This is a genomic window from Xenorhabdus hominickii (genome assembly GCF_002632725.1).
Classification (GTDB): Bacteria; Pseudomonadota; Gammaproteobacteria; order Enterobacterales; family Enterobacteriaceae; genus Xenorhabdus; species Xenorhabdus hominickii.
Window position 1 is genome coordinate 13,764 of record NZ_NJAI01000014.1, and the last position, 23,894, is coordinate 37,657.

Consider the following 23,894-nt stretch of genomic DNA (forward strand, 5'->3'; position numbering starts at 1 on the left):
CTCAAAAAGGCCATTAATGCAAAGAGGATACTACTCAATATAATCGTGTGTACGCCAAATTGAGCAAGAAACCATCATCCGGTAATAGAGCCAATTGTGATGCCTAAATTAGAAAAAGAGATATAAAGGCTGTTAGCAAATTCTGGCGCTTCGTTAGCTTCTTTCATAATCCATGTTTGGCTGACAACCAGCCCAGCAGAATGTAGACCACCCCAGAAAATGGTCAACACACACATCGCTATCGGTGAAAATCCCCAAAACCAAACTTGGATATAGAGGATAATTAACAAAATAGGATAGGCATGAGTTGTATTTACAACATTTTTTGCAGAAAGCTGCTGAATACAAAATTACCCAGAAATCCACAAGCACCAAATAAGATTAAAATCATACTGGTGGAATTATTATCAAAGTGAGTAATTTTCGAAAGGTAATCTGCTATATAGCTAAAACTTGAGAACATAGCGGAAAACACTAATGTGGCCGTAGCGAGCGTAAACCATAATTTTCCTTTACGCAGGATAGTGACTTGATCGGAGAAAGAGCTGCTTTTTGTGATAGGAATTGAAGGCACAAAAAACAGGATACCAATGAAAGCCAGCGCACAAGTCGCTGTACCAAAATAAAATGCAGCACTGAGTGACAGATGTTCAGCTATGAATGAACTTATAGGCATTCCTAAGACCATTCCTACCGCGCCCCCAGCGAAAACTTTTGCTGTGGCGCCAGCACTTTTTTCCTTTGGAACTGAATTCACTGCAACGACAAGAGCAACTGCAAAGAAAACAGCATGTACCAGCCCCGGTAGGATCCTGAAAGTCAGCATCAAATTAAAGATGTCTGTTGTGGCATAGATGAGATTAGAAATAACAAATAAAAGCAGAATAGTGAGAAGAACATGTTTCCTGTTATATCGAGATAACATTAATGTGATGAATGGGCCAGTCACGGCGACCACAATGGTATAAACACTGACAAGAAAGCCGACTTGAGTCGGTGTCACATTCAATTGTTCTTCAAGTTGAGGTAATAGCCCAATAACAGCTATTTCAGTCGTAATAACACCAAAAACTGCAATGGATAACGTCAGCAACAACATAGAACTCTTATTTTTCATCATGATAACCTTACTTCATCTTAGTTTCTAAATGTAAGCAGGATGATGGCAAAAAACGTGTAAAAACAGAAGGATGCTTTCGTCTATTGTCTGTAGACATAACTTCTTCAATGATTTTTAATTAATAGATGTGAAGCCGCAACATGGCGGCATTAGAATGAATATCTGGTGGCTATTCTGAAGGGCAGATAGAGTTATAAGGGGAAGCTCTCAACTACGCTAAATTCAATAACAACAATCTCCATATCCGGTGAAAAAACGCCTTCGCTGGTAAAGAAACGTTGATGCTCCAATTGCCAGTGAAGCAAACTCCTATCGCCCTCGCCTTCTTTCCATGCCAGTTCCGCTGGCATTTCTGAGAATTGCATTAAGTGCATATCAGTCACTCTGACAGCGCAAATGGGGCTTTCTTGACTATTGAAGACAATATAATGATTGCCAACGGTGATCTTACCGTCATCGGCTCCATAAGAAGCATAAGAATGATACGAACAACTCGTCGCTGTTTTTATCCTTTTAACAACTAATTCAGACAATTCATCCTGCATAGCGGGAGAATCACCAAATGCCCAATGCCCTGCTTTTGGATATTTATTCTCAATCAGTTCTATGACTTTATCTGTTTTCATATTATCTTTCTGATATCTATCTAAGTTTATGCGGAACCTTATTTACTAACATAATGACACCGTTTTTAACCATAACTTTATGTCAAAGTTATGACATGAATCCCTATTATAGATTTAATGAATGAGAAATCTTACAAGTATGAGCGGTAAAGTTACCGCTCTTTGAATAAGTTAATGATATTAATTGGTTACTTGGAAAGGCAAATTTAGCCGCTTCATTATTTTCGTGTTTAATCCAATGCTGAGTAATAGTTTTACGTCGAGTGTAAAAACGTACGCCATCCGGGCCATAATCTGCCCCCATCAAGGCGCTGGCGGCATTATTTAAATCAGCATCTGGCATTAAGACAGCATGATTTTTCGCTCTCCCCAGTGCCTAAACGCGTTTACCACGTCGTGTTCCTTCACTGTGAATATATTCTGCTATTGGCGTAGAACCGACAAAACTCAGCGCCTTCACATCAGGAGATTCAATTAAACCATCAACCGCTTCTTTATTACGCCAGGCAGGAAGTGCGGTTTTCGCCGCAGCAATGGCTTGCTTTACTGTCTCTCTACTTGCCATCTCAACTTGGCGTATTACGTCACCAGAAGAAGGATTAAATACCGCTGAAGTTCTGCCGCATGCTATTTCCTTTATTTAATCTGATGCAAAACATCACCCACAGCGTTAAACAAGCGATCAAGGTCACCCGTTTTCGCATTGAACATAGGGCCAAACTGCAACGTATCACCACTAAAACGCACATAAAATCCGGTTTTCCATAATGCGATACCAGCATCAAAAGGGCGAATCGCTGCGTCTCCATCCCGTGGGGCAAGCTGGATTGCCCCCACTAGACCGCAGTTACGAATATCTATCACATTTGGGCAGTGTTTCAGACCATGTAATGCTTGTTCGAAATGTGGGGCAAGCTCAGAGGATTGTTGCAGTAAATTCTCTTTTTCCAACAATGCTAAGGAGGCCAGTCCTGCTGCACAGGCAACGGGGTGAGCTGAATAGGTATAACCATGGTTGAACTCGATCATGTGTTCAGGTAAAGATTGAGACATAAAGGCATCGTAGATCTTACTGGACGCAACGACACCTCCCAGAGGGATGGCACCGTTGGTCACTTGCTTAGCGAACGTGAGCATGTCAGGTGTAACATCGAAATATTCAGATCCACTCCAACGTCCTAACCGCCCGAAACCGGTAATCACTTCATCAAAAATCAGTAGAATATCGTGTTGGGTACAGATTTCCCGTAAGCGTTGTAAATATCCTTGTGGCGGGATAATGGCACCTGCGGATCCGCAAACAGGCTCCACAATAACAGCGGCAATATTACTGGCATCATGCAATTCAATAAGCTTCAATAATTCATCAGCCAGCTCACGGCCACCAGTCAGTGGTATTCCTTTCGTAAAGGCCATATTGGGCTGTAATGTATGTGACAGGTGATCAACATCCATAAGTTGACCAAACATTTTACGGTTTCCACCAATACCACCAAGACTCGTACCCGCGATGTTTACGCCATGATAGCCTCTCGCCCTTCCAATCAATTTCGTTTTGGATGCTTGTCCTTTGACACGCCAATAAGCACGCGCCATTTTCACTGCGGTATCAACAGATTCTGAACCTGAACTGGTAAAAAACACGTGATTTAAATCACCTGGCATCCGGCTGGCGATCTTATCTGCCAACTTAAATGACAAAGGATGGCCATATTGGAAACCGGGGGAATAATCTAACGTTCCCAATTGTTCAGAAACCGCTTGACGAATCTCATGGCGGGAATGTCCTGCTCCACACGTCCATAAACCGGATAAGCTGTCATAAATGCGCCGACCTTGATCATCTACCAACCAGCTTCCCTCTGCGGAGACAATCAAACGTGGATCTTGTTGAAAATGACGATTAGCACTAAACGGCATCCAATGCGCTTTAAGGTTCAATGTTTGAAAAGAACTTGTTTTAAACGAATAGTTATCTGACATTTTTTAACTCCTCGCATAAGGTTGTAACAAAGAGTTTGCAATGAAACTACATTCAAATTAAATCTCAATTATCGAATCATTAGTTATGAGTTTACTTACGCAAATGAAATCAACAAACTTTAGGCAAGTAACTGATTTTGGTTTGAAACTATTACGGATCTTTAAGACCCTCGCAGAATGTGGCAGCTTTTCCGCAGCAGAAAGTTCGCTTGGTGTTACACGTTCAGCGATTAGTCTCCATATGAACGATTTAGAAAAACGGTTAGGGATGCGGTTGTGTCAAAGAGGCCGTGCTGGATTCTCGTTAACGGATGAAGGCAGGGAAATTCTGTGTGCTAGTGAAACCATTATGGCGTCAATTGAAGAGTTCCGACAACATGTGAACCAAATGCACAAACAATATTCTTTTTTAATAAAAGTATTTGCTTTATTTGTTTTAATGGGAAGCATTCAATTATCTCATGCTGAAAATAACAACAACAACAAATTAATGTGCAAAAATGTGAGTTGGCAGCCAATTTGATTTATTGAAGTCACTATCTACTGGTGAGATTCAACCACCAGTAGATATAATTATTATTGATAGCTTTATTGAGTAAAACAACCAAATCATATACATAGGTTGCCAAAAAATTTTTTAACAAATCCATAAGAAATGCAGTAAGATTGGCACCCAATCGTGTAAATTGATTTGGATCATTAGCTTGTTATCGCTTTTTCGCCTGTCACAACGTCGAACACCTGCCTCGATCGCCTTACTGGCGATTTTGATGCTGTTCATTGCGCCAGTGGTGTCAAAAACACTGGAGCACCATCGTGATGGTATCAAAAGTGAGATAAACCACAGCATGTCTGTTTCTGACATGCAAAATAGCGACAGCAATAGCCATCATAAAGCGTCATCGTCATCACACTCTATGAACCATCATGGGGCTGATCATATTCATATGGGATTGATGGACGATATCGCTTGTGGTTACTGTCAGCTTCTGATTAACCTGCCATTATTGGCTGGCGGGTCTGTTCCTTTCATTTTATTGGTGCTAACGATCTCGCGCGCACCACCAGTACCACGATTTTCTGGCCCAATAATTCAACTGTTCTACGGCGAGTCACAACCCCGTGCCCCACCCCTTAATTAATCTGCTGACGCTAAAGTAAATCATTTTATTTACCTTGCCTTATCAAATTCGTATGGCAAGTCAGTCTTGCTTCAAACAAATTCTAAAAACAGGATTTGTTGTTAATTAAGGGATATTTTTATTTTATGTCTACTACACAATTATTCCACGTATCGCCACTGACAACCGCTTTGGTTATTGCCCTTTCTATACCTACCAGTAGCTTGGCTGCTAACGAGGTTAACACCAAAGAGACAAAAAATACGCTTGCGGTTAATGATAATGAGTCTGTAATAACCGTAACCGCTCCAGCAGTTTCACCTCTTGATGTTGCTACTTCACTCAAAACCCCTCGACAACCAATACCTGCCAGTGATGGTTCTGATTACCTGAAAACTATCCCCGGATTTTCACAAATCCGTAATGGTGGTACGAACGGCGATCCCGTATTCCGTGGCATGTTTGGCTCTCGCTTAAGAATGTTGATTGATGATGGTGAAATATTGGGGGCTTGTGGCGGACGTATGGATGCACCCAGTTCTTATATTTCACCAGAAAGTTATGATGTTCTGAGTTTGGTTAAAGGGCCGCAAACCGTACTCTGGGGGCCCGGTAATTCAGCAGGAACTGTCCGTTTTGAACGCACCCGTCCCCAGTTTGAAAAACCGGGAGCTAAAGGGAATGTCAGCACTGTCGTCGGTTCTAATAAACGCTGGGATGGTAATGCTGATCTGATTTTTGGGAATGAATTGGGTTATATCCGTTTGATCGGCAATAAATCCCGTTCCAATGATTATAGAGACGGCGATGGTAACCGTATTCCTTCTAAATGGGATAAATGGAATACCGATATCGCACTGGGCTGGACACCTGATGCCGATACCCTGCTGGAGTTAAGCGCTGGACAAGGTGATGGTGAAGCACGTTACGCTACTCGTGGCATGGACGGTTCCCAATTCAAGCGTAAAAATTTTGGTGTACGTTTTGAAAAATCCAATATCGGTGAGGTATTTGACAAATTTGAAACTAATTTTTATTACAACTACGCCGACCATGTGATGGATAACTACTCCCTGCGTACCGCTCCTCTGCATATGGAAATGGTCTCAGAGCCAGATCGTCTTACCATGGGTGGCCGTATGGTGGGCACTTGGATTTGGGAGGATTTCAAATTGCAAAGTGGTATAGATATGCAAACGAATACTCACCGATCCAACACCGATCGTTATATGGATAAAACCAAAAGAGTGGGATGGGTGAAGAATGCGCGTTTCCGTGATTATGGTATTTTTGGTGAATTAACGTGGGATGCTGCTGAGCAAAGTAAAGTCATCGGTGGTGTACGTCTGGATCGCGTGCAGGTATATAAATATTCGACTCAACAAGAGCGTAAGGATACCATTCCTGCTGGTTTTGTCCGGTTTGAACATAATATGAAAGGTGTCCCAGTTATGTTTTATGCCGGCGTGGGTTATACCGAGCGCTCGCCCGATTATTGGGAGTTGTTTTCAAGTAGAGCAGGCAAAAATGCATTCACTGACATAAAGAACGAAAAAACGACTCAGTTGGATATTGGTGCGCAATATCAAGATCAAGACCTGAAAGGTTGGGTATCGGCTTATGTTGGTAAGGTGAGTGATTTTATTCTATTCCGCTATAGCGAAAATAATAACCAAGCGCATAACGTGGATGCCACTATTATGGGTGGTGAAATGGGGATTGCTTATCAGTTGAATGATAACTGGAAAACTGATGCAAGTTTGGCATATTCCTGGGCACAGAATGCAACTAATCATCGTCCACTACCACAAACTCCGCCTTTGGAAGCACGTTTCGGCCTGATTTGGGATTATGGTGATTGGACAAGCAGCGGATTGCTGCGTTTGGTTAACAGTCAGCATCGAGTCGCAATCAATGAAGGTAACGTTGTCGGTAAAGACTTTAACAACAGTAAAGGCTTCGCCATTCTGTCAGCAAATACAGCCTACAAAGTGACTAAAAATATGCAAATTAGTGCAGGTATTGACAACATTTTTGATAAAAACTACAGCGAACACCTTAACTTAGCGGGAAATGGTGGTTTTGGTTATTCTGCCAATACACAAGTGAACGATCCAGGTCGCACTTACTGGGCTAGAGTTAACGTTAAATTCTAATATCACTTCTTTTTTAGACTTGGCTCGCCCTGATTTCGTCAGGGCGAGTTTTTACCAAAATAACTTTCATTAAAGTTATATCAAATTAACAAGTTAAATATACCTTTCAGAAAAGATATTTTCATATCTCGCTAAAAACTCTCAGTTTGTAGACTCATTCGTTAATAACCAGTGTCGTAACAATGTTGCAAGTTGTTCTTGTTGAACTTCCGTCAGCGGTTCAAGAATAGATTTTTGATTCTCCAAATGACTTTCAACTGCCTTGTCTATCAGAGCCTTTCCTGCCGGAGTAAGAAAAACTTTGCAGCTACGGCGATCCTCTTCATTAGCGATACGTTCAATCAACCCTCTTTGTACCATATGTTCAATGCGAGTACTCATTGCTCCTGACGTTAGCATTACAGATTGATACATTTCAGTCGGTGTAATTGGGGTGTTATTACGACGTAATGTCGCAAGAATATCAAATTCAATAGTACTCAAATCGTATTCTTTGAAAGCATGTTGTAGGCGTAGCTCAATAATTTTGCTTGCGCGAGCTAATCGCCCAATTACTCCCATTGATGACGGATCAAGGTCTGGACGTTGCTGTTCCCACTGTATCAGTAACCGGTCAACGTGATCGTACTGCATGCTTTTTTATCCTATTCATTTTATTTTGACAAAAAGATACTTGATAAAAATCGATTAGGCTATTATTTTAATTTATCTTTATATAAAGATACTTTTTATTATGTTATTTTTGCGTTAAAAAACACCGAGAAATTGATGTTCAGGATGAAAAATAAACAAATAAAAAAGAGGCCGCTATGTCAGAAACTAGGGTAGTTAATAATATTTTACTCACTGCATTGGCTCCGATTGTCTGGGGAAGCACTTATATCATCACAACGGAAGTATTACCGCCCGATACTCCTTTGTTGGCTTCTACCATCAGGGCATTACCTGCCGGTCTGTTATTGCTGTTGATTTGTCGTACTGTACCCAAAGGGATCTGGTGGTTGCGTATCAGCATATTGGGCTTACTCAATATTGGGGCTTTTTTCTATTTTCTCTTTGTGACCGCAGGCTATCTCCCTGGAGGAACAGCAGCATTAATTATGTCTTGCCAACCCATTATTGTGATATTACTGAGTGCTTGTTTGTTGAAAACCGTCCTCACAATAAAACACATCACCTCCACAATATTAGGAATTATTGGGATTGGCTTATTAGTATTGAATTCAGCCACCAGCCTAAATTGGCAGGGAGTTATTGCAGGTCTTGCAGGATGTAGCTGTATGGCATTAGGTGTTGTACTAACCAAATATTGGAACCGCCCCACTCACTTATCATTACTCAGTTTTACGGGCTGGCAATTAACACTCGGAGGATTAATGTTATTGCCGGTTGCGATCTTAATAGAAGGTTTACCGCAACAGATCAGCATGATTAATATACTTGGTTACGGTTATTTATGTATGATTGGTGCTGTTTTTTCTTATATCATCTGGTTTCGGGGCATTGAAAAGTTGTCGGTAATCACGATTTCTTTCTTGGGATTTTTAAGTCCGGTATCAGCCTGTGTTTTAGGGTATTTTTTTCTAGAACAAACTTTTTCTTTGCTTCAATTCGTTGGGGCTTGCAGCATTATTATTTCTGTTTGGATCTCGATCCCCAGAGGTCAGATAGAAAAATCCGATAACTCTATAAATTAGACAAAATAACAGGAAAACACATGAAACTTGTTTTAATTTCAGGTAGTCAACGCCCAAATTCTCATAGCCAACGCATTGCTCATTATTTGCAGAAGTTGAGTCAAGAACATGGATTTACTACCCAGCTCCTTGAGCTTTCCAATGTAGAATTACCCTTACACGATGGTTATGCAACTGATATATCGGCTGAAACACATCCGTGGCAGGCGGTTGCGCAACATTTAAGAGAGAGTGAAGCATTTATTTTCATTACTCCTGAATGGCATGGAATGGCAACACCAGCACTAAAAAACTTATTATTATATTGTTCAGTCACAGAGCTAGGCCATAAACCCGCACTTTTGGCGAGTGTATCTGCTGGCATGAATGGTGTTTATCCCCTTACTGAATTACGAATGACAGGATTTAAAAACAATCATGTTTGCTTCCTGCCTGATCATTTAATTTTCCGTCAGAGTGACAACTTAATTTCAGCAGACCTGATTTGTAGCAATTCTGAATTTGAAGGGCGTACTAATTACACGCTGAAACTACTGAAATCTTATGCTCAGGCATTAAAGCAAGTTCGTGAAGATATTGGCGAAGAAAGTAAAAATTATCCATATGGTATGTAAAATCTCAATAACCTACTCTCGCCATTAAGCTCTAGATCTCGGCTCAGATTTTTGAGCCGAGAAAATATCAATTAGCTATCTTGTATCGATCCCAATCAAATTCCTTGGCATGAGACAATACTGTATAAAAACACAGTATCCCGTATTTTTGGCACTTTTGTTTAACAATCAAACTTACTTTGTTTTTAATTTAATCAATAGTACTAAAAAATCCGCATCAATCAAGATACTGACTTATTAATACAGTGTATCCTTAAGCCATTGGGGTAATTTCTCATCATAGTCAGCACCATCAAAATTGCCTTTACTGATTTCTTTTAGAATATTGCCGGCACTGGGTAAAGTATTGCGCTCAAGTTGAGTAGAAATATCCCATAAACCAGAGCGCAAAGGCACATTGGAAAAAAACTGCATCTACCGTGATACGCAATACAGAACGAGGCGGTATATTACGATGAACAAAACGCACTAGCATGTGGGGATCAATAACAATTTCTGCCCGGCCATTGACACGTAACGTTTCTCCTATCCCCGGAATAAGAAACAATAACGCCACATGATTATCGTGCAGAATATTGCGCAAACTATCGATCCGGTTATTACCTCTTCTATCTGGTAACAGCAGGGTTTTTTCATCTTCAATATGTATAAACCCTGCTTGATCCCCTCGGGGCGAAACATCCATCCCTTCTGAGCCAATTGTTGCCAATACCGCAAAAGGAGATGACTCGATGAAAGGACGATATACAGGATGGATATAATTTACTTCTTTAAAAACAGAGGCCGATGCCGGTTTTTCGTATATTTTTTCAAGTGTAGCGATATCAGTCACAATCTTAGTCATCACTGTCATCCTTCTCCTTTGCAATCGGTTGGCAATTATCAATAGGCCAAACACATAAAATATTCTTCACAACCCGTATTTTCATCTACTTCCTCGCTGGCAACATAAAAGCCCTGCGATAAGTAGAATGCGTAGCTAGCTTGGTTTTGCTTATAAACGGATAACGTGAGTTCAGTTCTTCGGTTTTTGGCATCATTAACTAACGCTTTGCCAATTCCCTGTCCTTGTTGCTCCGGCGATACAAACACGGCAGCCAAGTTATTTTCGTGAAGTGCATAAAAACCGATTACATTTTCTTCCTGAACATAGACATATACTTCTGATGCCGGGATGTAAATATTTCGCATATTTACCACTTGTGATTGCCAAAAATCAGCCGGCACAAAATCGTGTGCTTTAATGGAAGCTTCTAACCAAATAGACAGAACTACTTCCATATCTGCTTCAGTAAATAATCTGATCACTTTTTTTGATTCCTTTATGATGAGATTTGCTTTTGATGTAACTTTTTCAATAAGAAAAATACAATAAAAGCGGCGATTACATTGTAGAGCATACTGTGTACAAAAACATTTTGATAAGTAATAAAAGGGAGAGTATTCATATTGTTCGAATTCCACTGGGCTAACACGTTAACCACAGCAACACCAAAAGCAGCCCCGATTTGTTGTAACGTCGCAATTACGCCTGATGCCATACCTGCAAATCTTACGTTAATAAAAGCCAGGACTACATTAAGCAATGGTGTCATGACAAAGCCTTGGCCATATCCGAGAAGGAATAAGATCGGCACAATAAACAATAATGGAATCGTCATTGATGAGACTACATCAGATGATAACACCGCAATAGCAATAACAAGGGCAATAAAGGTAACGGCATAAAGTAACGCTCCTGCAACGATAACTTTGCTACCAAAACGTTTAATCCAATAAGGCGCATTTAGTGAGGATAAAATAAATCCTATACTTGCCGGAACAAAGAGAAATCCACCCTCAAGTGGCTTAAGGCCTAATCCATTTTGTGAAAACAATGCAAAAATGAGAAAAAATGAGCTGGAAGTGGAATAAACGAATAAAACCAATAAACAACCCAAGCGGAATTGCTTATTTTTCAGCAAATCAAAATCTAATATAGGTGTCTTCCCTCGAAGGACATAACGTTTTTCATGACGAAAAAATTGTAACAGGATCAAACAAGCAAGAAGAAGTAATCCCCAGCACCACATCGGCCAGCCTAATATTGGCCCAACTAAAATTGGCAGTAATAGCGCAAAAATACCTATACTGGAAAGTGCCACCCCAACCAAATCTAACTCCGATTTTTCCTGTGCAGCACTTTCTTTGATATAGCCTGAAAAAATTAAGGCCAATAACCCAATGGGAACATTGACTAAAAAGATAGAACGCCATTGCAAATCCCATAAGTTGATAGAAACCAGCCAGCCGCCTAAAGTTTGTCCAGAAACAGCGGCAAAACCTAATATCATGCCTAATAAACCAAAAGCCCGGCGGCTATTGTCCCCATCAAAATTGACACGAATACTGGCATAAACTTGTGGGAATAACAGAGCTGCTGATAACCCTTGTAAGAATCGAGCGAAGATTAAAAGAGTTATTGTTGGCGCAAGGCCGCACAGCAAAGACGTCAGAGTGAAAGTTAATATGCCTAACTTAAATAGGCGTCGCCGCCCGAATAGATCACCTAAACGACCACCTGTAATCAATAGCAACCCAAACCCAATTTCATAGACCACAATAACAAGCGTAATTTGGAATAAACTCGCCTGTAAATGTGATTGAATATTGGGAATAGCAATATTGACAACGAAAAGATCAAAAACGGTCACAAAACCAGCTGATAGTAAAACTGACAGAGCTAAATAATCCCTTTTAGTCATGACATGGCTCCTCACCATATTTAAGATAAGCAGATGTTAACTGCTTCATTGGTCTGTTACAATTTAACTATTTATACTGTTACTAAAAGTAATGGATTGAAATAAATGAAAAATTTGAAGAGATCACGTACCGAATTAGCCAGTTTTTTACGTAACAAAAGAGAAAGTCTTAGCCCTGAATCTGTTGGATTACCCCATATTAGGTGTCGTCGTACCCCCGGTTTAAGACGTGAAGAAATTGCAGCTTTGGCGGGAGTGGGTGTAACTTGGTATACATGGCTGGAACAAGGTCGCGAAATTGGTGTGTCTGCCACGTTTTTAGATAGTCTTTCCAAAGTGTTAAAATTAAATGTGGCTGAACGCAGGCATTTATATTTGCTAGTGCATATGCGTGAACCCTTCGAAACGGGGCAAACATGGTGTCTTGTTTCACCACTCATCAAACGGATTATGAATGATTTATCCCCCCATCTAACTTACGTACTGAATTTACATTGGGATGTCTTGGCCTTTAATCAGCCAGCAGATGAGATCTTTCATTTCAGCCAATTTCAAGGCGAACAACGCAATTTCTTGTGGTTATTGTTTACCTGTGAACATTATCATAAACTATTTTGTCATTGGGAACGGGATGCTTATCGTTTATTGGCCAGTTTTAGGCGTGATTATGTCCTGCGGCTAAAGATAGTTATATCCATGATATTGTGAATCAATTACTTGAAACCTCCCCTGAATTTAATGAAATGTGGCACAGGCATGAAATTTATGAACCCTGTAATGGTATACGGGAGCTAACGGTGAATGCACAAGTCGTTTCTTTCGATTACACATCAATGATTATTGATCAAGAAAGACATTTACGAATGATTGTTTATGCGAAAAATTGAACTGCGTTATGTTACGCTCCGGGTTCCCCGTCCCAATAATCAACCTCGTTACTGACCCGCCCAACAAAATGAAACACGTTTCCGTCTTGTCGCTTCAATACCGACTGAAACTTACCCGAGTCTGGATATTCAATCAAATCTGCTGAAACATTCGCTGACATAGAAAGATAGCGCAATGAACCTGACCCTGTGTTGATTATTTGATGGGCAGTCTCTTGCCCTCCCGCCGGAGCACCTACAACGTCACCCTTCTCGATCAAAAATTCATCGGAGCCAAAGCGGTAGGTACCGTTACCTTCAAGAATAAAGAAAAGCTCGTCCACACTATGATGGTTGTGATACGGGCAACTACTTTTACCTTGCGGTACTTCGTTATAGGTGATACCTAAATGCTTGAGACCAAGCTGCTGTCCAAAGGAACTATCTGATCCCTCATAGCCTTCGCCCTGTTTCCAAGTATTGAGAGTAAGATTTTTAAGATTGATAATGGGATTCATGACTTATCCGAGTGCCGTTAGATTATCTTGTTATAATTCCGCATATTTCATGACTTATGGAATATGATTTTATATCTGTTTCAAAGATTGTGAACTACGTCTCAACTAATGTGCATGTAGAGCACGTTTCTGTCTCAGTTAACTGGCGTCGAAAGTGTCCTTCCATTCTCGGATTGATCCAGAAAGGCATTTACAAATGGTTATTTATGCGAAAAATTGAACTGAGTTATTCGATTAAAAAATTCTATTTTTTTAAGAACAATTTTTATTAATTAAATATTAAATTAAAATACCGCCCTGATGTTTCAGATGGAATTATTTATACAAATAGTACATTAAAATAATTAACTGAAAATCAAAATATGAAAAATAAAAAAGTAGTTGGTTATGCTCGGATTTTTTATTATTTTTACCAAGGTAAATTTATCATCCTAATCATAGTTATTTTTCATAATCAAGGATATTGATAGAAACCGCCATTCAATAAACTATCACTATCGTTAGCACTGACGGCAATGCCAATAAACCAAAATTTAACATGCGAGTAACAATAATATTTATATAAACACCCATTATGTAGCTATCTAAACCATTCTTGTAAATTAAAAGTTATTTTTAAGTTAATTTTCCTCTTGCCTTTTTGAGCTAATTATTATGCTATAGCATCCCGTGAATGAAGAATAATATGAACAAAATTGTCTCGCGGGATATTAATGCATGCGGGGTAAAATCGTCTTCGTTCACTTTTTATTAATAAAGACTTTCCGAGGAGCAGATGTATTAAATAGCGAATTGAAAGTCACCACTTTTTGAAGGATGGGCCTATTTCTATGAAAAAAAATAATTCGGTAAGACCTATATTTTTGTGGATGACATTATTTTTTGGATTACTCCCTGTCAATGCTTCAATGGCAGATGAGTATCAAGAACAAGGTAAAAATAATTCACCTAATAGTTGGCTATCAGATGAATTTAATCGTCAATGGGGATTAGCCGCTATTGGTGCTCAATACGCTTATGCCCGAGGTTATACAGGAAAAGGTATTAATGTTGGTGTATTAGATGAGGCTGTTAGTCAACACAATGAATTTTCAGGTAAATTAAAAATACTTAGCCCTGAAGATACTTGGAACTATGATAGAGATCGCTACACTGGCATTATCAGTTTCGGTGCACATGGTAATCATGTTTCAGGAATTATTGCAGCAAATAGAGATGGGAAAGCAATGCACGGTGTGGCATTTGATGCGGGTTTGATTACTGCGAAATATTTGCAAAATGAAAATAATCGCACAGAAGCCATGATCCAAAGTAATGTTCGTGTCATCAATAACAGTTGGGGGGTACGCCCTAACTACCGCAAGGATGCCTACGGTAATCCTATTCGCCGTAAGGATGGAACAATTGATTACTATGAAGTCACACTGCAAGATGTGATTAATTATGCCACCCCGATTAAAGATGAATTAGATAAGTTAAGTCGTTCTCCTATTCCAGTTATGGATGACTATACAACCAGAACGGCTGGTCTATTACGTGCTGCACGTCACGGAAAATTAGTTGTTTTTGCTGCGGGAAATGCAAATAACTACAACGTCACTTGGATACATGCGGGTATGCCGTACTTCTTCCCGGATGTATTGAAAAACTATCTCAGCGTTTCCAACCTAACCAGAGAAAGTGCGATTATTCCTTCCTCGACCAGCTGTGGGTATACCGCCAGTTACTGTTTAGCTGCTCCAGGAACCAAAATTTACAGTAGCACGGGCGATTTTGTTTCTAAAAATAATGGAAAAATTGATGAGGATGCTCTCAATAATGGTGAGCTGACAATTGATCCTACCTATGATTCTTATACAGGCACATCAATGGCATCGCCGCATGTAGTCGGTGCTGCGGCTGTCCTGATGCAACGTTTTCCGTACATGACGGCTGGGCAAATCTCTGATGTTCTAAAAACCACCGCAACCGACTTGGGTGCCCCCGGATTGGATGAATTGTATGGCTGGGGGATGTTGAACCTGAAAGACGCTATTGATGGCCCCAAAATGTTCATCACTGAGAAGGACATTCCCAAAAAGTACTATATTCCCGGTTCATATACAGAGACACAATTCACTGCCAATATTCCGGGTATAGGTGGCCTGATTGAGAAAGGAACAACTGTAGAACGCGTGTGCGACAGTATTGAATGCGCTTATGACAGTTGGGGTAATAGTATTTCTGGTCATGGTGGATTGACAAAAATCGGTAAAGGCATACTCGACCTTGCCGGTAAGAATAGTACTTATAAAGGCCCAACCTTGATAGAACAAGGTTTGTTGCAGGTTAGTGGCTCAATAACCTCTGATGTCACTGTAAAAGATAATGCAACTCTGGGAGGAAGTGGTACTGTCGGTTCGATCATCGCACATAGCGGAGCCACAATTGCACCCGGTAGTTTAAATTCAATTGGTACACTGAACGCTGATCGTGATGTTACCTTCCAGGATGGTTCACGTTATCTGGTAGAAGTCGCACCAAATAGGCAAAGTTACAGTGATCGCATTTACAGTAATGGTCTGGCAATGTTGAACGGTGGTGAAGTTCAGGTTTCGTTGGAAAACAACAGTAACCTGCTCTCAAAACAAGAAGTTCGCAGCCTGCTTGGTCAGCAGTACAATATCCTACAGGCAAATAGCGGTATTAACGGTCAATTTGCTACTATAGTACCGAACTATTTATTCGTTGGTACTCAACTTAGTTACCAGACTGATCGAGTCATGCTGGGTATAAAACGTAATTCCACTACATTCGCCAGTTTGGGTAAAACCGCTAATGAACGCGCGGTGGCTAATGCTGCTGATAAACTGAGCTTAGGCCATCCGGTTTATGAGAGTATCTTAATGTCCGATACGCCTGCACAGGCTCGTAAGGCATTCCAACAACTCTCCTCTGGACAGATCCATGCAGATATGGCCGCTGCACAAATCAATAGTAGCCGTTATTTGCGCGATACATTGAATACCCGCTTGCGTCAAGCAGATGGCGGAATAACAGGCCAGGATATCAAAGCAGATCAAAACGGTGCTTGGGTACAAACAATAGGCAACTGGCAGCGTGCTAACGGTAACAATGAAGTTAATGGTTATCGTGTATCCAATTATGGTGTGTTACTGGGTGCAGACAAAGAGTTGAATAATGATTGGCGGTTTGGTGTTGCTACTGGTTATACCCGCTCTTCTCTGAGTGGTGCTGATAGCACTTCTGCCCGCAGTAACAATTTCCATCTGGCTCTGTATGGCAGCAAACAGATTGATGCTCTGGCATTACGCGCTGGCGCCGCTTACAGCTGGCATCGTCTTGATACAGAGCGCTCGGTTGCTTTCGGTAGTCAGTCCGACAATCTGAAAGCCAAATATGGTGCACAAACTGGGCAGTTGTTTACTGAAGCTGCTTATGGAATTAATACTTCCTGGCTGAATCTGGAGCCGTTCGCCAATGTGTCTTATGTTAATTTCCATAACGATCGCATTAATGAACATGGTGGAGCTGCTGCACTGAACGGTAATAAACAATCGAAAAATGCAACCTTCTCCACATTAGGAGTACGTGCTGATCACAAATGGCAGACTCAAAATGAACTGACAGTCGGCATATATGGTGAATTAGGTTGGCAACATCAGTTCGGCAAAGTAGATAACGGAAGCCAATTAAGTTTTAACAATAGCAATGCAACGTTTACTGTCAACAGTGTGTCAGCATCGCGTGATGCCGCCGTAATCAAAGCGGGTACGGAATTCGGTATTAACGAAAATACTAAGCTGTCTCTGGGATATAACGGTGTATTGTCAAGCAGCCATAAAGATAATGGCGTGTTCTTGAAGGCTAACTTGCGTTTCTAACTAGTAAAAAAATATACCCAAAAGAGTTAAATTTGTGGTCAACAAAGCTGCAATTCAACTGAATGAAATGAAAGGTATAAATAGACAAAACTCACTGCTGGCAAGAGCTGGCAGTGAGTTTTTTTTAGGACTATTGTCCTCACGCTGATACAAACCACTTCGGTAGCACTGATTAATGATTAAATATCATAATGAATTTGGGTCATTAAAACATCCAAGGGAGGAAAATCATGACTTATCGTAAAATTCTATTAATTAGTTCGCTTTTTATTTCAACATCATCTTTAGCAATAGCAAGTGATAACGGTGCTCCGTTAATGAAATCAACCGATCTCGGTGCTGAGAAATACAGAACTGTCGGTAAATTCAATGGATTTTCACATTGTACTGCAACGTTGATTGCTGGTGAAAATACACCAAGCGAAGATACGCCAGCGTTGATACTTACCGCAGGGCACTGTGTTGATAGCAATGTGGATACAAATGATGTAACCGTTGATCAACCTGCCCCTGAATATTGGGAATATACGCCAGATTATTTTATTGATAAAAAGGATAATTTTTTACCAATCAAGGTCAGCCGTATTTTGTATTCAACCATGAAATACCAAGATGTCGCAGTCTTACAATTGAATACAACTTATGGTGAGTTAGCTAAAAAAGGCTATCATCCTTTGAAGTTAAAGAAAAATATTGAGATGAAACATCAACCTATCGTGTTGACTCATATCCCTGTCGACAATGTTGATTATAATTATGCTTATCTCAGAAAATCTGAATGTAATATTACCGGAAAATCACCTGTATTGTATGAAGGTGGCTCTCCGTGGGTTTGGTCTCCTGTTTTCTCGGTTAACTGTGCAGGTGTCGTCGGCGGAACGTCTGGCTCTCCTGTTTTTGAGAAAGGCGAAACAAACGTTATCGGAGTACTCAACACAACAACGACACCAGGAATGACTGGTTGTGGATTTGGTAGACCTTGTACAGTTGAGAACAATAAGGGTATTGCAACAGAAGGTGCCAGTTATTTTATCCCTGTCGATACTATCGCCAATGCGATAACAAAGGATAATAAGCTAGACCTGTCTAAGCTCGAAAATAATAGTGGCAACATTTTGGAGAGAAGCACGCCTTGGACATCTTGGATATCTCAAAGTGTTGACCCTTCTGACGGTAAGAAAGCAACATGGGATGTTATTATCAAGGAAGATGCCGACGTCAAGAATATTCGATATAAAACAGGGTTAATCAGTGACATAGACTGTACGGATGAGGCTGGATACGGTGCTTCTACTCCTGCCAACTCAAAAATGCTGGAAAATCTGCTTGTTCCTGAAAAAGATGGGATCTACAAACTCTGTGTTATTCATAAGAACAATGATGGTCAATGGAAAAAGACAAAAGACGCCTCTGTTATGTTACGGGAAATTGATAATACTCCACCATCAATGAAACCCATTTTAAATAAAAATGATTATGGAAGTGATACTTGGTATGTAACTACTAATGCCCGTCCACATGACATCGTAAGTGTACATGTGAAATATGGCCCTAAAGCGGTAACTCATTGTGACGATAAATCAGATTACAGACCTTTCTGGATGCCAATAAAGATGGCGAAGTCTGAAGCTCCATGGCGTGTATGTGCATATGGTGAAGATGTTGCAAAAAATGCCAGCCAGATTACTGTGCTTGATATTGAAACAACGTCAGCCAAATAAATATTAAAGTAACTATAGTGAATTAATTATAAAGACGCGGGACAATGATTTGACATTATCCCGTTTTTTTATCTTTTCATTTGGTTTTTTTTGACAATAAAAATCATTTCTTCTGCCTGATCATGATAGGTATCTCCTTGCCAACTCCCTAACACATCTGTCGCTATTAGGTTTGCTTCAGCGAGTGCTTGCTGAATATCAGCAAAGCTGGCAAATGTAATAGTTGAGAATGCCTGATATTCCTGTTTATCATTTAAAATTCGGTAATACGTGCCGTAAGTGACGGTATCATCGTGAGCTTGAAAATCATTCCATGCCAAAACAGGGCCGAATGTTGGATGGAAAAACTCGCGTTTAGAATCTTCTTCAGCCCAGGTCAGCCACTCTTTTGCTAAAGGGTTACGACTGTCAAAGATACATAGCCCCTCTTCTTCCAAATGTTCATGAATACATTTCAGTACTGCCACCCGATCTTGATAAGTCAAAAACACTTGAAAAACATGACCAGATAAAATAATTAAGTCGAATTTCTGACGCAATACCAACTGCTTGGCATCAGATTGTATCCACGTAATTCGTGATCCTGCTGGCTTGGATTTAGCAATGTTCAGCATAGCATCAGCAATATCAATGCCAAATATCACTTTATCGGGATAAGTCAGAGCAATTTGATTGGCCAGCATTCCCGTACCACAACCCAGATCTAAAATAGTATGGGCATTTTTGGCAAATTCGACATAGTAATCATCATTAGCTTTCCATTCGTTATCGAAATCGTAAAACTGGGCTAATGTGCTATCCTGATAGAGTCGGTCAATTGTCATGTCTGATAAACCTTAGTATCATTTTAAGTCCCCCCAATATCTTGTTTTTCTTTTATACCACCATCTTATCAACATTAAACATCCCCGATGAAACTTTAAACAATTAACTCTATTTCTATCAATTTTTCTCTCTCAATCCTATTTTTATTTAAGGAGGCCTGCTCATGCCGCCACGTACGATTCAATCTACAACTCAGCCTATAACGACGCCTAAAATTTCACCGATAATGTTACCCCTGTTTTCACTTGCTGTATTTTTCATCGGTGCGACGGAATTTATGCTATCTCCTATGCTCAAGCCCTTGGCTGAAGCATTCAAAACAACAACAAGCAAAGCGGTTTGGCTGATATCTGTTTATGCCCTGGCCTATGCAATAGCTGCCCCGATTTTCGGCTGGTTATCTGCTCGGATAAATCGGCGAAAATTGGTGCTGATATCTTTGCTATTTCTTTCATTTGATGGATTGGCATTGACTATCGCCCCCAATTTAGAGATCGCAATCGGATTGCGCATCTTCGGCGGCATGGCCTCGGCCGCTTTGATTCCGACAATTTTTGCTCTGGTTGCAGAAGTTTTTCCACCCCATAAACAAGCCTCTTCGATGGGGATCGTTATGTTTGGAATGACAGCCGGCATTGCAGGTGGTCCTGTTTTTGCTGGTGTTTTAACGGAATTATTTCATTGGCGGATCCCATTTCTGGTGAGTGCAATGGGGGCTTTTCTGCTTTTTGTGTTAGGTCAAAAAAGTATGCCACCCCAGCAAATGAATGTGCGAAAAATAGAACACCCGACACTAACATTTCGACGGATGTTCCAGGGGAACTTAATTCGCCCTCTCATCGCAAAGGCACTTTGGAATGGTACTGCCGTTTCTACTTTTATAATGGCTGGAGAAGTGATGAGCCAACATTATGGCTTGGGTACAGGTACAGTTGGTCTCTCAGTTTCTGTATTTGGGATTGGACTTGGGCTTGGTAATTTATCTGTAAATTTTGTAAAACGCTTGTGTATCAAAGACGAATGCGTTCTTTTGCTGTCAATAGTATTACTTTTCTCTACTATTTCTGCATTTATGTTAATGCCCCTATTCTTACTTTTTAGTCTGGCTTGTTTGATGTTATGGGGATGCGTGCTTGGTATTGCGGCGCCGATAAGTACTTCTATTCTGGCAAATCGAGCGAAACAAGATAAAGGCCAGATATTGGCAGTGTCGGAAAGTCTGAATAATCTGACCATCTTGTTTTTACTTCCTACTGCCACCCTGCTACTGACACAACAAGGTGCGGCGATCACAATGGTAATACTGGGAATCTGCTTAATAGCCGGAATTTGGCTGACATCAAAAGATCTATAAGTAACAATGTCACTTAATCAAAGCCGGTAAAATGGGGTGACAAAAATAAGCGAGTTTTGCATGGGTTTCATGGAACGTTTTTTTTAACCAATCAAGAAAAATAGCCTGCGGTGTATTGGCGTCAAAAGTATTGGGGGATATAAGGTAATAAGCAGAACCATCGGGGATAAAACCATAAGGTGCACTTATTCGTTTAGCATTCAATTCTTGTTCAATCATGTATATGGAACTGATCCCAACACCATGCCCTGCCATCACGGCTTCCAGTAAAATATAAAAGTGTTCAAACCAATGTTCATTCTGCTTTGGGATGATTTGCTTAACATCTGACATCCAATCGTTCCATGCTCCGGGGCGAGTATGCGTATGGAGTAACGTGACTGGTTTATGTGTAATAACACCGTTTTCTGCCTCTGGTAAACAAATCGGGCCTATCCACTCTCTTCCCAAGCGTTCAGCAACGTACCGTTTATCCCAAAAGAATAATCTAAATAAAAAAAATATAAAATATAAACAATAAGTTACTTTAAATTCACCATCTAAATTTATTTGAAATGTACACGCATATGTACAAACAGAAAGAACACTCTATATGGCACATAGTGATTGATTTTACACTCGTTAGATGGGAGAAAAGCTACTATCACTATATGGCATAATTCCACCCTGTAACATGTGAGGTACCTACACAAAAAAAGGTATTGCGTACTCAAGGTGGGATATCACACCTTGCGGCAACCATTGGGATTTCCTCTATAATTGATTAACTCGTTGATTTATCCGAGGTCCTTACTTTGGAGGAAGCCGGATAACCCACTACCGACGAAATTCGTCGTCAGCCATTCAGTTACATACGGGAAAATACCGCATGTATCGAAGTAAAAGGTATTGAGGAAATCTCTATACCCCCCCATGAGTATAAAACCAAAGTGGGCATTCCCACTTAAATGGGCTTTCAAATCCCAATTAACAATATTGATCAGGGTTCTCGGCTCACGAACGACCTTTTTTGGAATTTTCCAAATAAGTCTCGTAGCCGTCATGTTCAGCAAAGAAGAAAAGCCTCCCAAATCGGTGACTCCTTAAGTTGAGGGAATCCCTACAGTTAATTTCCCCAGAATAAAGTTAAATAAGTACACTGCTGCGATTTCAAATGACGGCAGTGAACCAAGTTGATCGGTATTCAATCGCTCCGTTTGAAACGGAAGGATGCCGAAGTTAAAGGTGAGCAATCCCACCTTTAGATAACCTGTTGATTTTACTAATTTCCGGCACAGAGACAGAATTCAATTAAATCAAGGGATTAAAAGAGGAAGATTATCCCATTTAGATAAGTGATTGATTTTAGTTGGCCCCTAAAAACCCATGGCCTGCGACTTAGAAGATGGAAAAATTACCTTGCAAATCACAACAATTAACGTATTTTTCGGCGCCTGTCCCAGATCCGTCTCACCTTTTTTTAGCCTCTTGGGATTTCACATTGCCATTTATTAATCAACAATTATTATAACAACGATTAATATTAACAGAGGGTATTAAAATGAAAAAATTGATTATTTTATTAGCTGGAGCTACCTTGTTATCTGGGTGCGCGCTTTCTGAGAGAACTATCGCTTTAATTAACGAGAAGAAAAACGCAGTGACTGATGCTCAAAAATATAGTTATTTAATGCATGTAACGGATGGAGAATATTATAACTCTCGCCAGGACGGTTATCAGTCCGTTCAGTCAATTAAAGATAAATACCTTGAAGAAGCCTCTATCACCGAAGTATCCGAATATTTCAAAGAAAAATTAGTCAGTTCTTGTTTCAGAGAAGAATATTATAGATCTGATGAAATTGGCTGTGTGTATAATTTTTATTCAGCGGAAAAATATTATGCAAGAGGTGCTAATAACACAGCAGCAAGGGCATTAAAAGTAAAAAATGCTGTGTTAAAAGAACATGAACGTCAAGTTGAATTCGCTAAAAAGATAGCACAAGAAATAAAAGAAAAAAGATTAGAACCAACAGAATCATATTTAAATAGGTTCTGCAGAGAGTCTGCAAAAATAGTTGCAATTTCTTATGCTACTGAAGCAGATGTATACCCAAATTATGATGCTGAACCCGCTGCGATAATGCTTAGTATCTCTGACAAACAGTTTGATCGCTTTCAAAAAAAGGCTCGTTCAGATAGAAAAGGGGTTGCTATGGTTCGTAATAATCGGAAAAGTCAAGAAGTAATTTATGATTCATACAGAATGACTTGTGAGTTAGAGCCAGAGTCATATATATTCAACTATAAGAAAATATTTCGTTGATTATAATTTTTAACCCGCAACTTTCTGCGGGTTTACTGGCTTCATTCCACTACCGCTTTCTGCCTCACATTCCACACCGAATCCGCCGGCATCTGGACACGGACGTCTAAGCGGGTGCCGGCGGGTAAGTCACACGGCTCATCCTCGGTATAATACGTCTGTGCCTCCATGGACTTGATACGCCGGTTCTGTAGGCGGGCAGGCATGTGGGTGTTCTGTCGGTGGGTCACTTTGATATCAATGGTCCCGTCCGGCAGGACTTTATCCTCGACATACACCAGTTCATTGCCGTTGATATCACGGGGCACACTGATACCGCCATGCACCCCCCATGCGCCATCGGCGTTATAGCCCAGCACA

Annotated in this window: 23 protein-coding genes and 2 pseudogenes; 11 read left to right on the forward strand and 14 right to left on the reverse strand. The window is 40.3% G+C overall.

The annotated features are described in order from the left end of the window. Positions 1-74: 74 nt before the first annotated feature. The 5 genes and pseudogenes from Xhom_RS38245 to aptA form a co-directional block, all read right to left on the reverse strand. Positions 75-230, reverse strand: a complete 156-nt coding sequence (locus Xhom_RS38245; protein ID WP_244590791.1) for a hypothetical protein — start codon at positions 228-230, stop codon at positions 75-77. Between the two features lie 83 nt (positions 231-313). Beyond that, entirely contained in the window at positions 314-1,120 is an 807-nt protein-coding gene (locus Xhom_RS23880; RefSeq protein WP_232326285.1) for an MFS transporter, read from the reverse strand. Between the two features lie 191 nt (positions 1,121-1,311). Next, complete coding sequence (locus Xhom_RS23885) at positions 1,312-1,746, reverse strand: ASCH domain-containing protein (RefSeq protein ID WP_069315792.1); 435 nt, start codon at positions 1,744-1,746, stop codon at positions 1,312-1,314. 271 nt (positions 1,747-2,017) lie between these two features. Continuing rightward, positions 2,018-2,377 (reverse strand): annotated as a pseudogene (locus Xhom_RS47275) (aldehyde dehydrogenase family protein); the annotation flags it as partial. A 5-nt stretch (positions 2,378-2,382) separates the two neighbouring features. Continuing rightward, positions 2,383-3,729: an omega-aminotransferase AptA gene (gene aptA / locus Xhom_RS23895; protein WP_069315789.1), complete on the reverse strand. Its 1,347-nt coding sequence runs from the start codon at positions 3,727-3,729 to the stop codon at positions 2,383-2,385. A gap of 85 nt (positions 3,730-3,814) precedes the next feature. On the opposite strand from aptA, the gene Xhom_RS23900 reads away from it, so the two are divergent. The 3 genes from Xhom_RS23900 to Xhom_RS23910 all read left to right on the forward strand — a co-directional run bounded on the left by Xhom_RS23900 (position 3,815) and on the right by Xhom_RS23910 (position 7,006). After that, positions 3,815-4,252, forward strand: coding sequence for a LysR family transcriptional regulator (locus tag Xhom_RS23900; RefSeq protein ID WP_269465901.1), 438 nt, complete (start codon positions 3,815-3,817; stop codon positions 4,250-4,252). A 181-nt stretch (positions 4,253-4,433) separates the two neighbouring features. After that, the gene (locus Xhom_RS23905) at positions 4,434-4,871 is read left to right on the forward strand and encodes a DUF2946 domain-containing protein (protein WP_071933913.1); all 438 of its coding nucleotides are present in this window, start codon (positions 4,434-4,436) and stop codon (positions 4,869-4,871) included. 125 nt (positions 4,872-4,996) lie between these two features. Then, on the forward strand, positions 4,997-7,006 hold the full coding sequence (locus tag Xhom_RS23910; RefSeq protein ID WP_069315788.1) for a TonB-dependent copper receptor: 2,010 nt from the start codon (positions 4,997-4,999) through the stop codon (positions 7,004-7,006). Positions 7,007-7,147: 141 nt separating this feature from the next. On the opposite strand, the gene Xhom_RS23915 is transcribed toward Xhom_RS23910, so the two are convergent. Further along, a complete protein-coding gene (locus tag Xhom_RS23915; RefSeq protein ID WP_069315787.1) occupies positions 7,148-7,639 on the reverse strand; it encodes a MarR family winged helix-turn-helix transcriptional regulator in 492 nt (163 codons plus the stop codon). Positions 7,640-7,815: 176 nt separating this feature from the next. Between Xhom_RS23915 and Xhom_RS23920 the strand changes: the two genes are divergently transcribed. Both Xhom_RS23920 and Xhom_RS23925 read left to right on the forward strand, forming a co-directional pair. Next, entirely contained in the window at positions 7,816-8,703 is an 888-nt protein-coding gene (locus Xhom_RS23920; protein ID WP_069315786.1) for an EamA family transporter, read from the forward strand. A gap of 20 nt (positions 8,704-8,723) precedes the next feature. Then, positions 8,724-9,317, forward strand: coding sequence for an NADPH-dependent FMN reductase (locus Xhom_RS23925; protein ID WP_069315785.1), 594 nt, complete (start codon positions 8,724-8,726; stop codon positions 9,315-9,317). A gap of 237 nt (positions 9,318-9,554) precedes the next feature. Here Xhom_RS23925 and Xhom_RS23930 read toward each other — a convergent pair. From Xhom_RS23930 to Xhom_RS23940, 3 genes and pseudogenes are all read right to left on the reverse strand, one after another. Further along, positions 9,555-10,170: pseudogene (locus tag Xhom_RS23930) on the reverse strand (pyridoxamine 5'-phosphate oxidase family protein). A gap of 29 nt (positions 10,171-10,199) precedes the next feature. Beyond that, on the reverse strand, positions 10,200-10,625 hold the full coding sequence (locus Xhom_RS23935; protein WP_069315784.1) for a GNAT family N-acetyltransferase: 426 nt from the start codon (positions 10,623-10,625) through the stop codon (positions 10,200-10,202). A 14-nt stretch (positions 10,626-10,639) separates the two neighbouring features. Continuing rightward, complete coding sequence (locus Xhom_RS23940; protein ID WP_232326283.1) at positions 10,640-12,061, reverse strand: MFS transporter; 1,422 nt, start codon at positions 12,059-12,061, stop codon at positions 10,640-10,642. 105 nt (positions 12,062-12,166) lie between these two features. Here Xhom_RS23940 and Xhom_RS23945 point away from each other — a divergent pair, with 105 nt between their 5' ends. Both Xhom_RS23945 and Xhom_RS44145 read left to right on the forward strand, forming a co-directional pair. Continuing rightward, a complete protein-coding gene (locus Xhom_RS23945; RefSeq protein ID WP_335673752.1) occupies positions 12,167-12,769 on the forward strand; it encodes an MmyB family transcriptional regulator in 603 nt (200 codons plus the stop codon). Beyond that, positions 12,766-12,948 (forward strand): MmyB family transcriptional regulator, encoded by a 183-nt coding sequence (locus Xhom_RS44145; RefSeq protein WP_335673751.1) that lies wholly within the window; start codon positions 12,766-12,768, stop codon positions 12,946-12,948. The genes Xhom_RS23945 and Xhom_RS44145 overlap by 4 nt, the downstream gene beginning before the upstream one ends. A gap of 11 nt (positions 12,949-12,959) precedes the next feature. Here the strand turns inward: Xhom_RS44145 and Xhom_RS23950 are convergent, their stop codons facing one another. Next, positions 12,960-13,445: a cupin domain-containing protein gene (locus Xhom_RS23950; RefSeq protein WP_069315782.1), complete on the reverse strand. Its 486-nt coding sequence runs from the start codon at positions 13,443-13,445 to the stop codon at positions 12,960-12,962. An 830-nt stretch (positions 13,446-14,275) separates the two neighbouring features. On the opposite strand from Xhom_RS23950, the gene Xhom_RS23955 reads away from it, so the two are divergent. Next, a complete protein-coding gene (locus Xhom_RS23955) occupies positions 14,276-17,329 on the forward strand; it encodes an autotransporter domain-containing protein (RefSeq protein ID WP_069315781.1) in 3,054 nt (1,017 codons plus the stop codon). A gap of 230 nt (positions 17,330-17,559) precedes the next feature. After that, the gene (locus Xhom_RS23960) at positions 17,560-19,050 is read left to right on the forward strand and encodes a trypsin-like serine peptidase (RefSeq protein WP_069315780.1); all 1,491 of its coding nucleotides are present in this window, start codon (positions 17,560-17,562) and stop codon (positions 19,048-19,050) included. Positions 19,051-19,118: 68 nt separating this feature from the next. Here Xhom_RS23960 and Xhom_RS23965 read toward each other — a convergent pair whose 3' ends face one another. Next, on the reverse strand, positions 19,119-19,874 hold the full coding sequence (locus Xhom_RS23965) for a class I SAM-dependent methyltransferase (RefSeq protein WP_069315779.1): 756 nt from the start codon (positions 19,872-19,874) through the stop codon (positions 19,119-19,121). Between the two features lie 164 nt (positions 19,875-20,038). Between Xhom_RS23965 and Xhom_RS23970 the strand changes: the two genes are divergently transcribed. Beyond that, positions 20,039-21,229: an MFS transporter gene (locus Xhom_RS23970; protein WP_084023033.1), complete on the forward strand. Its 1,191-nt coding sequence runs from the start codon at positions 20,039-20,041 to the stop codon at positions 21,227-21,229. Between the two features lie 9 nt (positions 21,230-21,238). Here the strand turns inward: Xhom_RS23970 and Xhom_RS23975 are convergent, their stop codons facing one another. Beyond that, positions 21,239-21,562 (reverse strand): type 2 periplasmic-binding domain-containing protein, encoded by a 324-nt coding sequence (locus tag Xhom_RS23975; protein WP_069315778.1) that lies wholly within the window; start codon positions 21,560-21,562, stop codon positions 21,239-21,241. Between the two features lie 443 nt (positions 21,563-22,005). Continuing rightward, a complete protein-coding gene (locus tag Xhom_RS23980; RefSeq protein ID WP_145957470.1) occupies positions 22,006-22,299 on the reverse strand; it encodes a hypothetical protein in 294 nt (97 codons plus the stop codon). Positions 22,300-22,769: 470 nt separating this feature from the next. Between Xhom_RS23980 and Xhom_RS23985 the strand changes: the two genes are divergently transcribed. Further along, entirely contained in the window at positions 22,770-23,534 is a 765-nt protein-coding gene (locus Xhom_RS23985; protein WP_069315776.1) for a hypothetical protein, read from the forward strand. A gap of 41 nt (positions 23,535-23,575) precedes the next feature. Here the strand turns inward: Xhom_RS23985 and Xhom_RS23990 are convergent. Continuing rightward, a partial coding sequence (locus tag Xhom_RS23990) for a phage tail fiber protein (protein ID WP_476756456.1) occupies positions 23,576-23,894 on the reverse strand: 319 nt, incomplete at its 5' end.

Bases quoted from the DNA above. Each gene is read 5' to 3' on its own strand.
- Xhom_RS23965 (WP_069315779.1), bottom strand. From the start codon at position 19,874: ATGACAATTGACCGACTCTATCAGGATAGCACATTAGCCCAGTTTTAC.
- Xhom_RS23925 (WP_069315785.1), top strand. From the start codon at position 8,724: ATGAAACTTGTTTTAATTTCAGGTAGTCAACGCCCAAATTCTCATAGC.
- Xhom_RS23975 (WP_069315778.1), bottom strand. From the start codon at position 21,562: ATGTCAGATGTTAAGCAAATCATCCCAAAGCAGAATGAACATTGGTTT.
- Xhom_RS23960 (WP_069315780.1), top strand. From the start codon at position 17,560: ATGACTTATCGTAAAATTCTATTAATTAGTTCGCTTTTTATTTCAACA.
- Xhom_RS23970 (WP_084023033.1), top strand. From the start codon at position 20,039: ATGCCGCCACGTACGATTCAATCTACAACTCAGCCTATAACGACGCCT.
- Xhom_RS23985 (WP_069315776.1), top strand. From the start codon at position 22,770: ATGAAAAAATTGATTATTTTATTAGCTGGAGCTACCTTGTTATCTGGG.
- Xhom_RS23880 (WP_232326285.1), bottom strand. From the start codon at position 1,120: ATGATGAAAAATAAGAGTTCTATGTTGTTGCTGACGTTATCCATTGCA.
- Xhom_RS23885 (WP_069315792.1), bottom strand. From the start codon at position 1,746: ATGAAAACAGATAAAGTCATAGAACTGATTGAGAATAAATATCCAAAA.
- Xhom_RS23955 (WP_069315781.1), top strand. From the start codon at position 14,276: ATGAAAAAAAATAATTCGGTAAGACCTATATTTTTGTGGATGACATTA.
- Xhom_RS23950 (WP_069315782.1), bottom strand. From the start codon at position 13,445: ATGAATCCCATTATCAATCTTAAAAATCTTACTCTCAATACTTGGAAA.
- Xhom_RS23915 (WP_069315787.1), bottom strand. From the start codon at position 7,639: ATGCAGTACGATCACGTTGACCGGTTACTGATACAGTGGGAACAGCAA.
- Xhom_RS23940 (WP_232326283.1), bottom strand. From the start codon at position 12,061: ATGACTAAAAGGGATTATTTAGCTCTGTCAGTTTTACTATCAGCTGGT.
- aptA (WP_069315789.1), bottom strand. From the start codon at position 3,729: ATGTCAGATAACTATTCGTTTAAAACAAGTTCTTTTCAAACATTGAAC.
- Xhom_RS23945 (WP_335673752.1), top strand. From the start codon at position 12,167: ATGAAAAATTTGAAGAGATCACGTACCGAATTAGCCAGTTTTTTACGT.
- Xhom_RS23920 (WP_069315786.1), top strand. From the start codon at position 7,816: ATGTCAGAAACTAGGGTAGTTAATAATATTTTACTCACTGCATTGGCT.
- Xhom_RS23900 (WP_269465901.1), top strand. From the start codon at position 3,815: ATGAGTTTACTTACGCAAATGAAATCAACAAACTTTAGGCAAGTAACT.
- Xhom_RS23910 (WP_069315788.1), top strand. From the start codon at position 4,997: ATGTCTACTACACAATTATTCCACGTATCGCCACTGACAACCGCTTTG.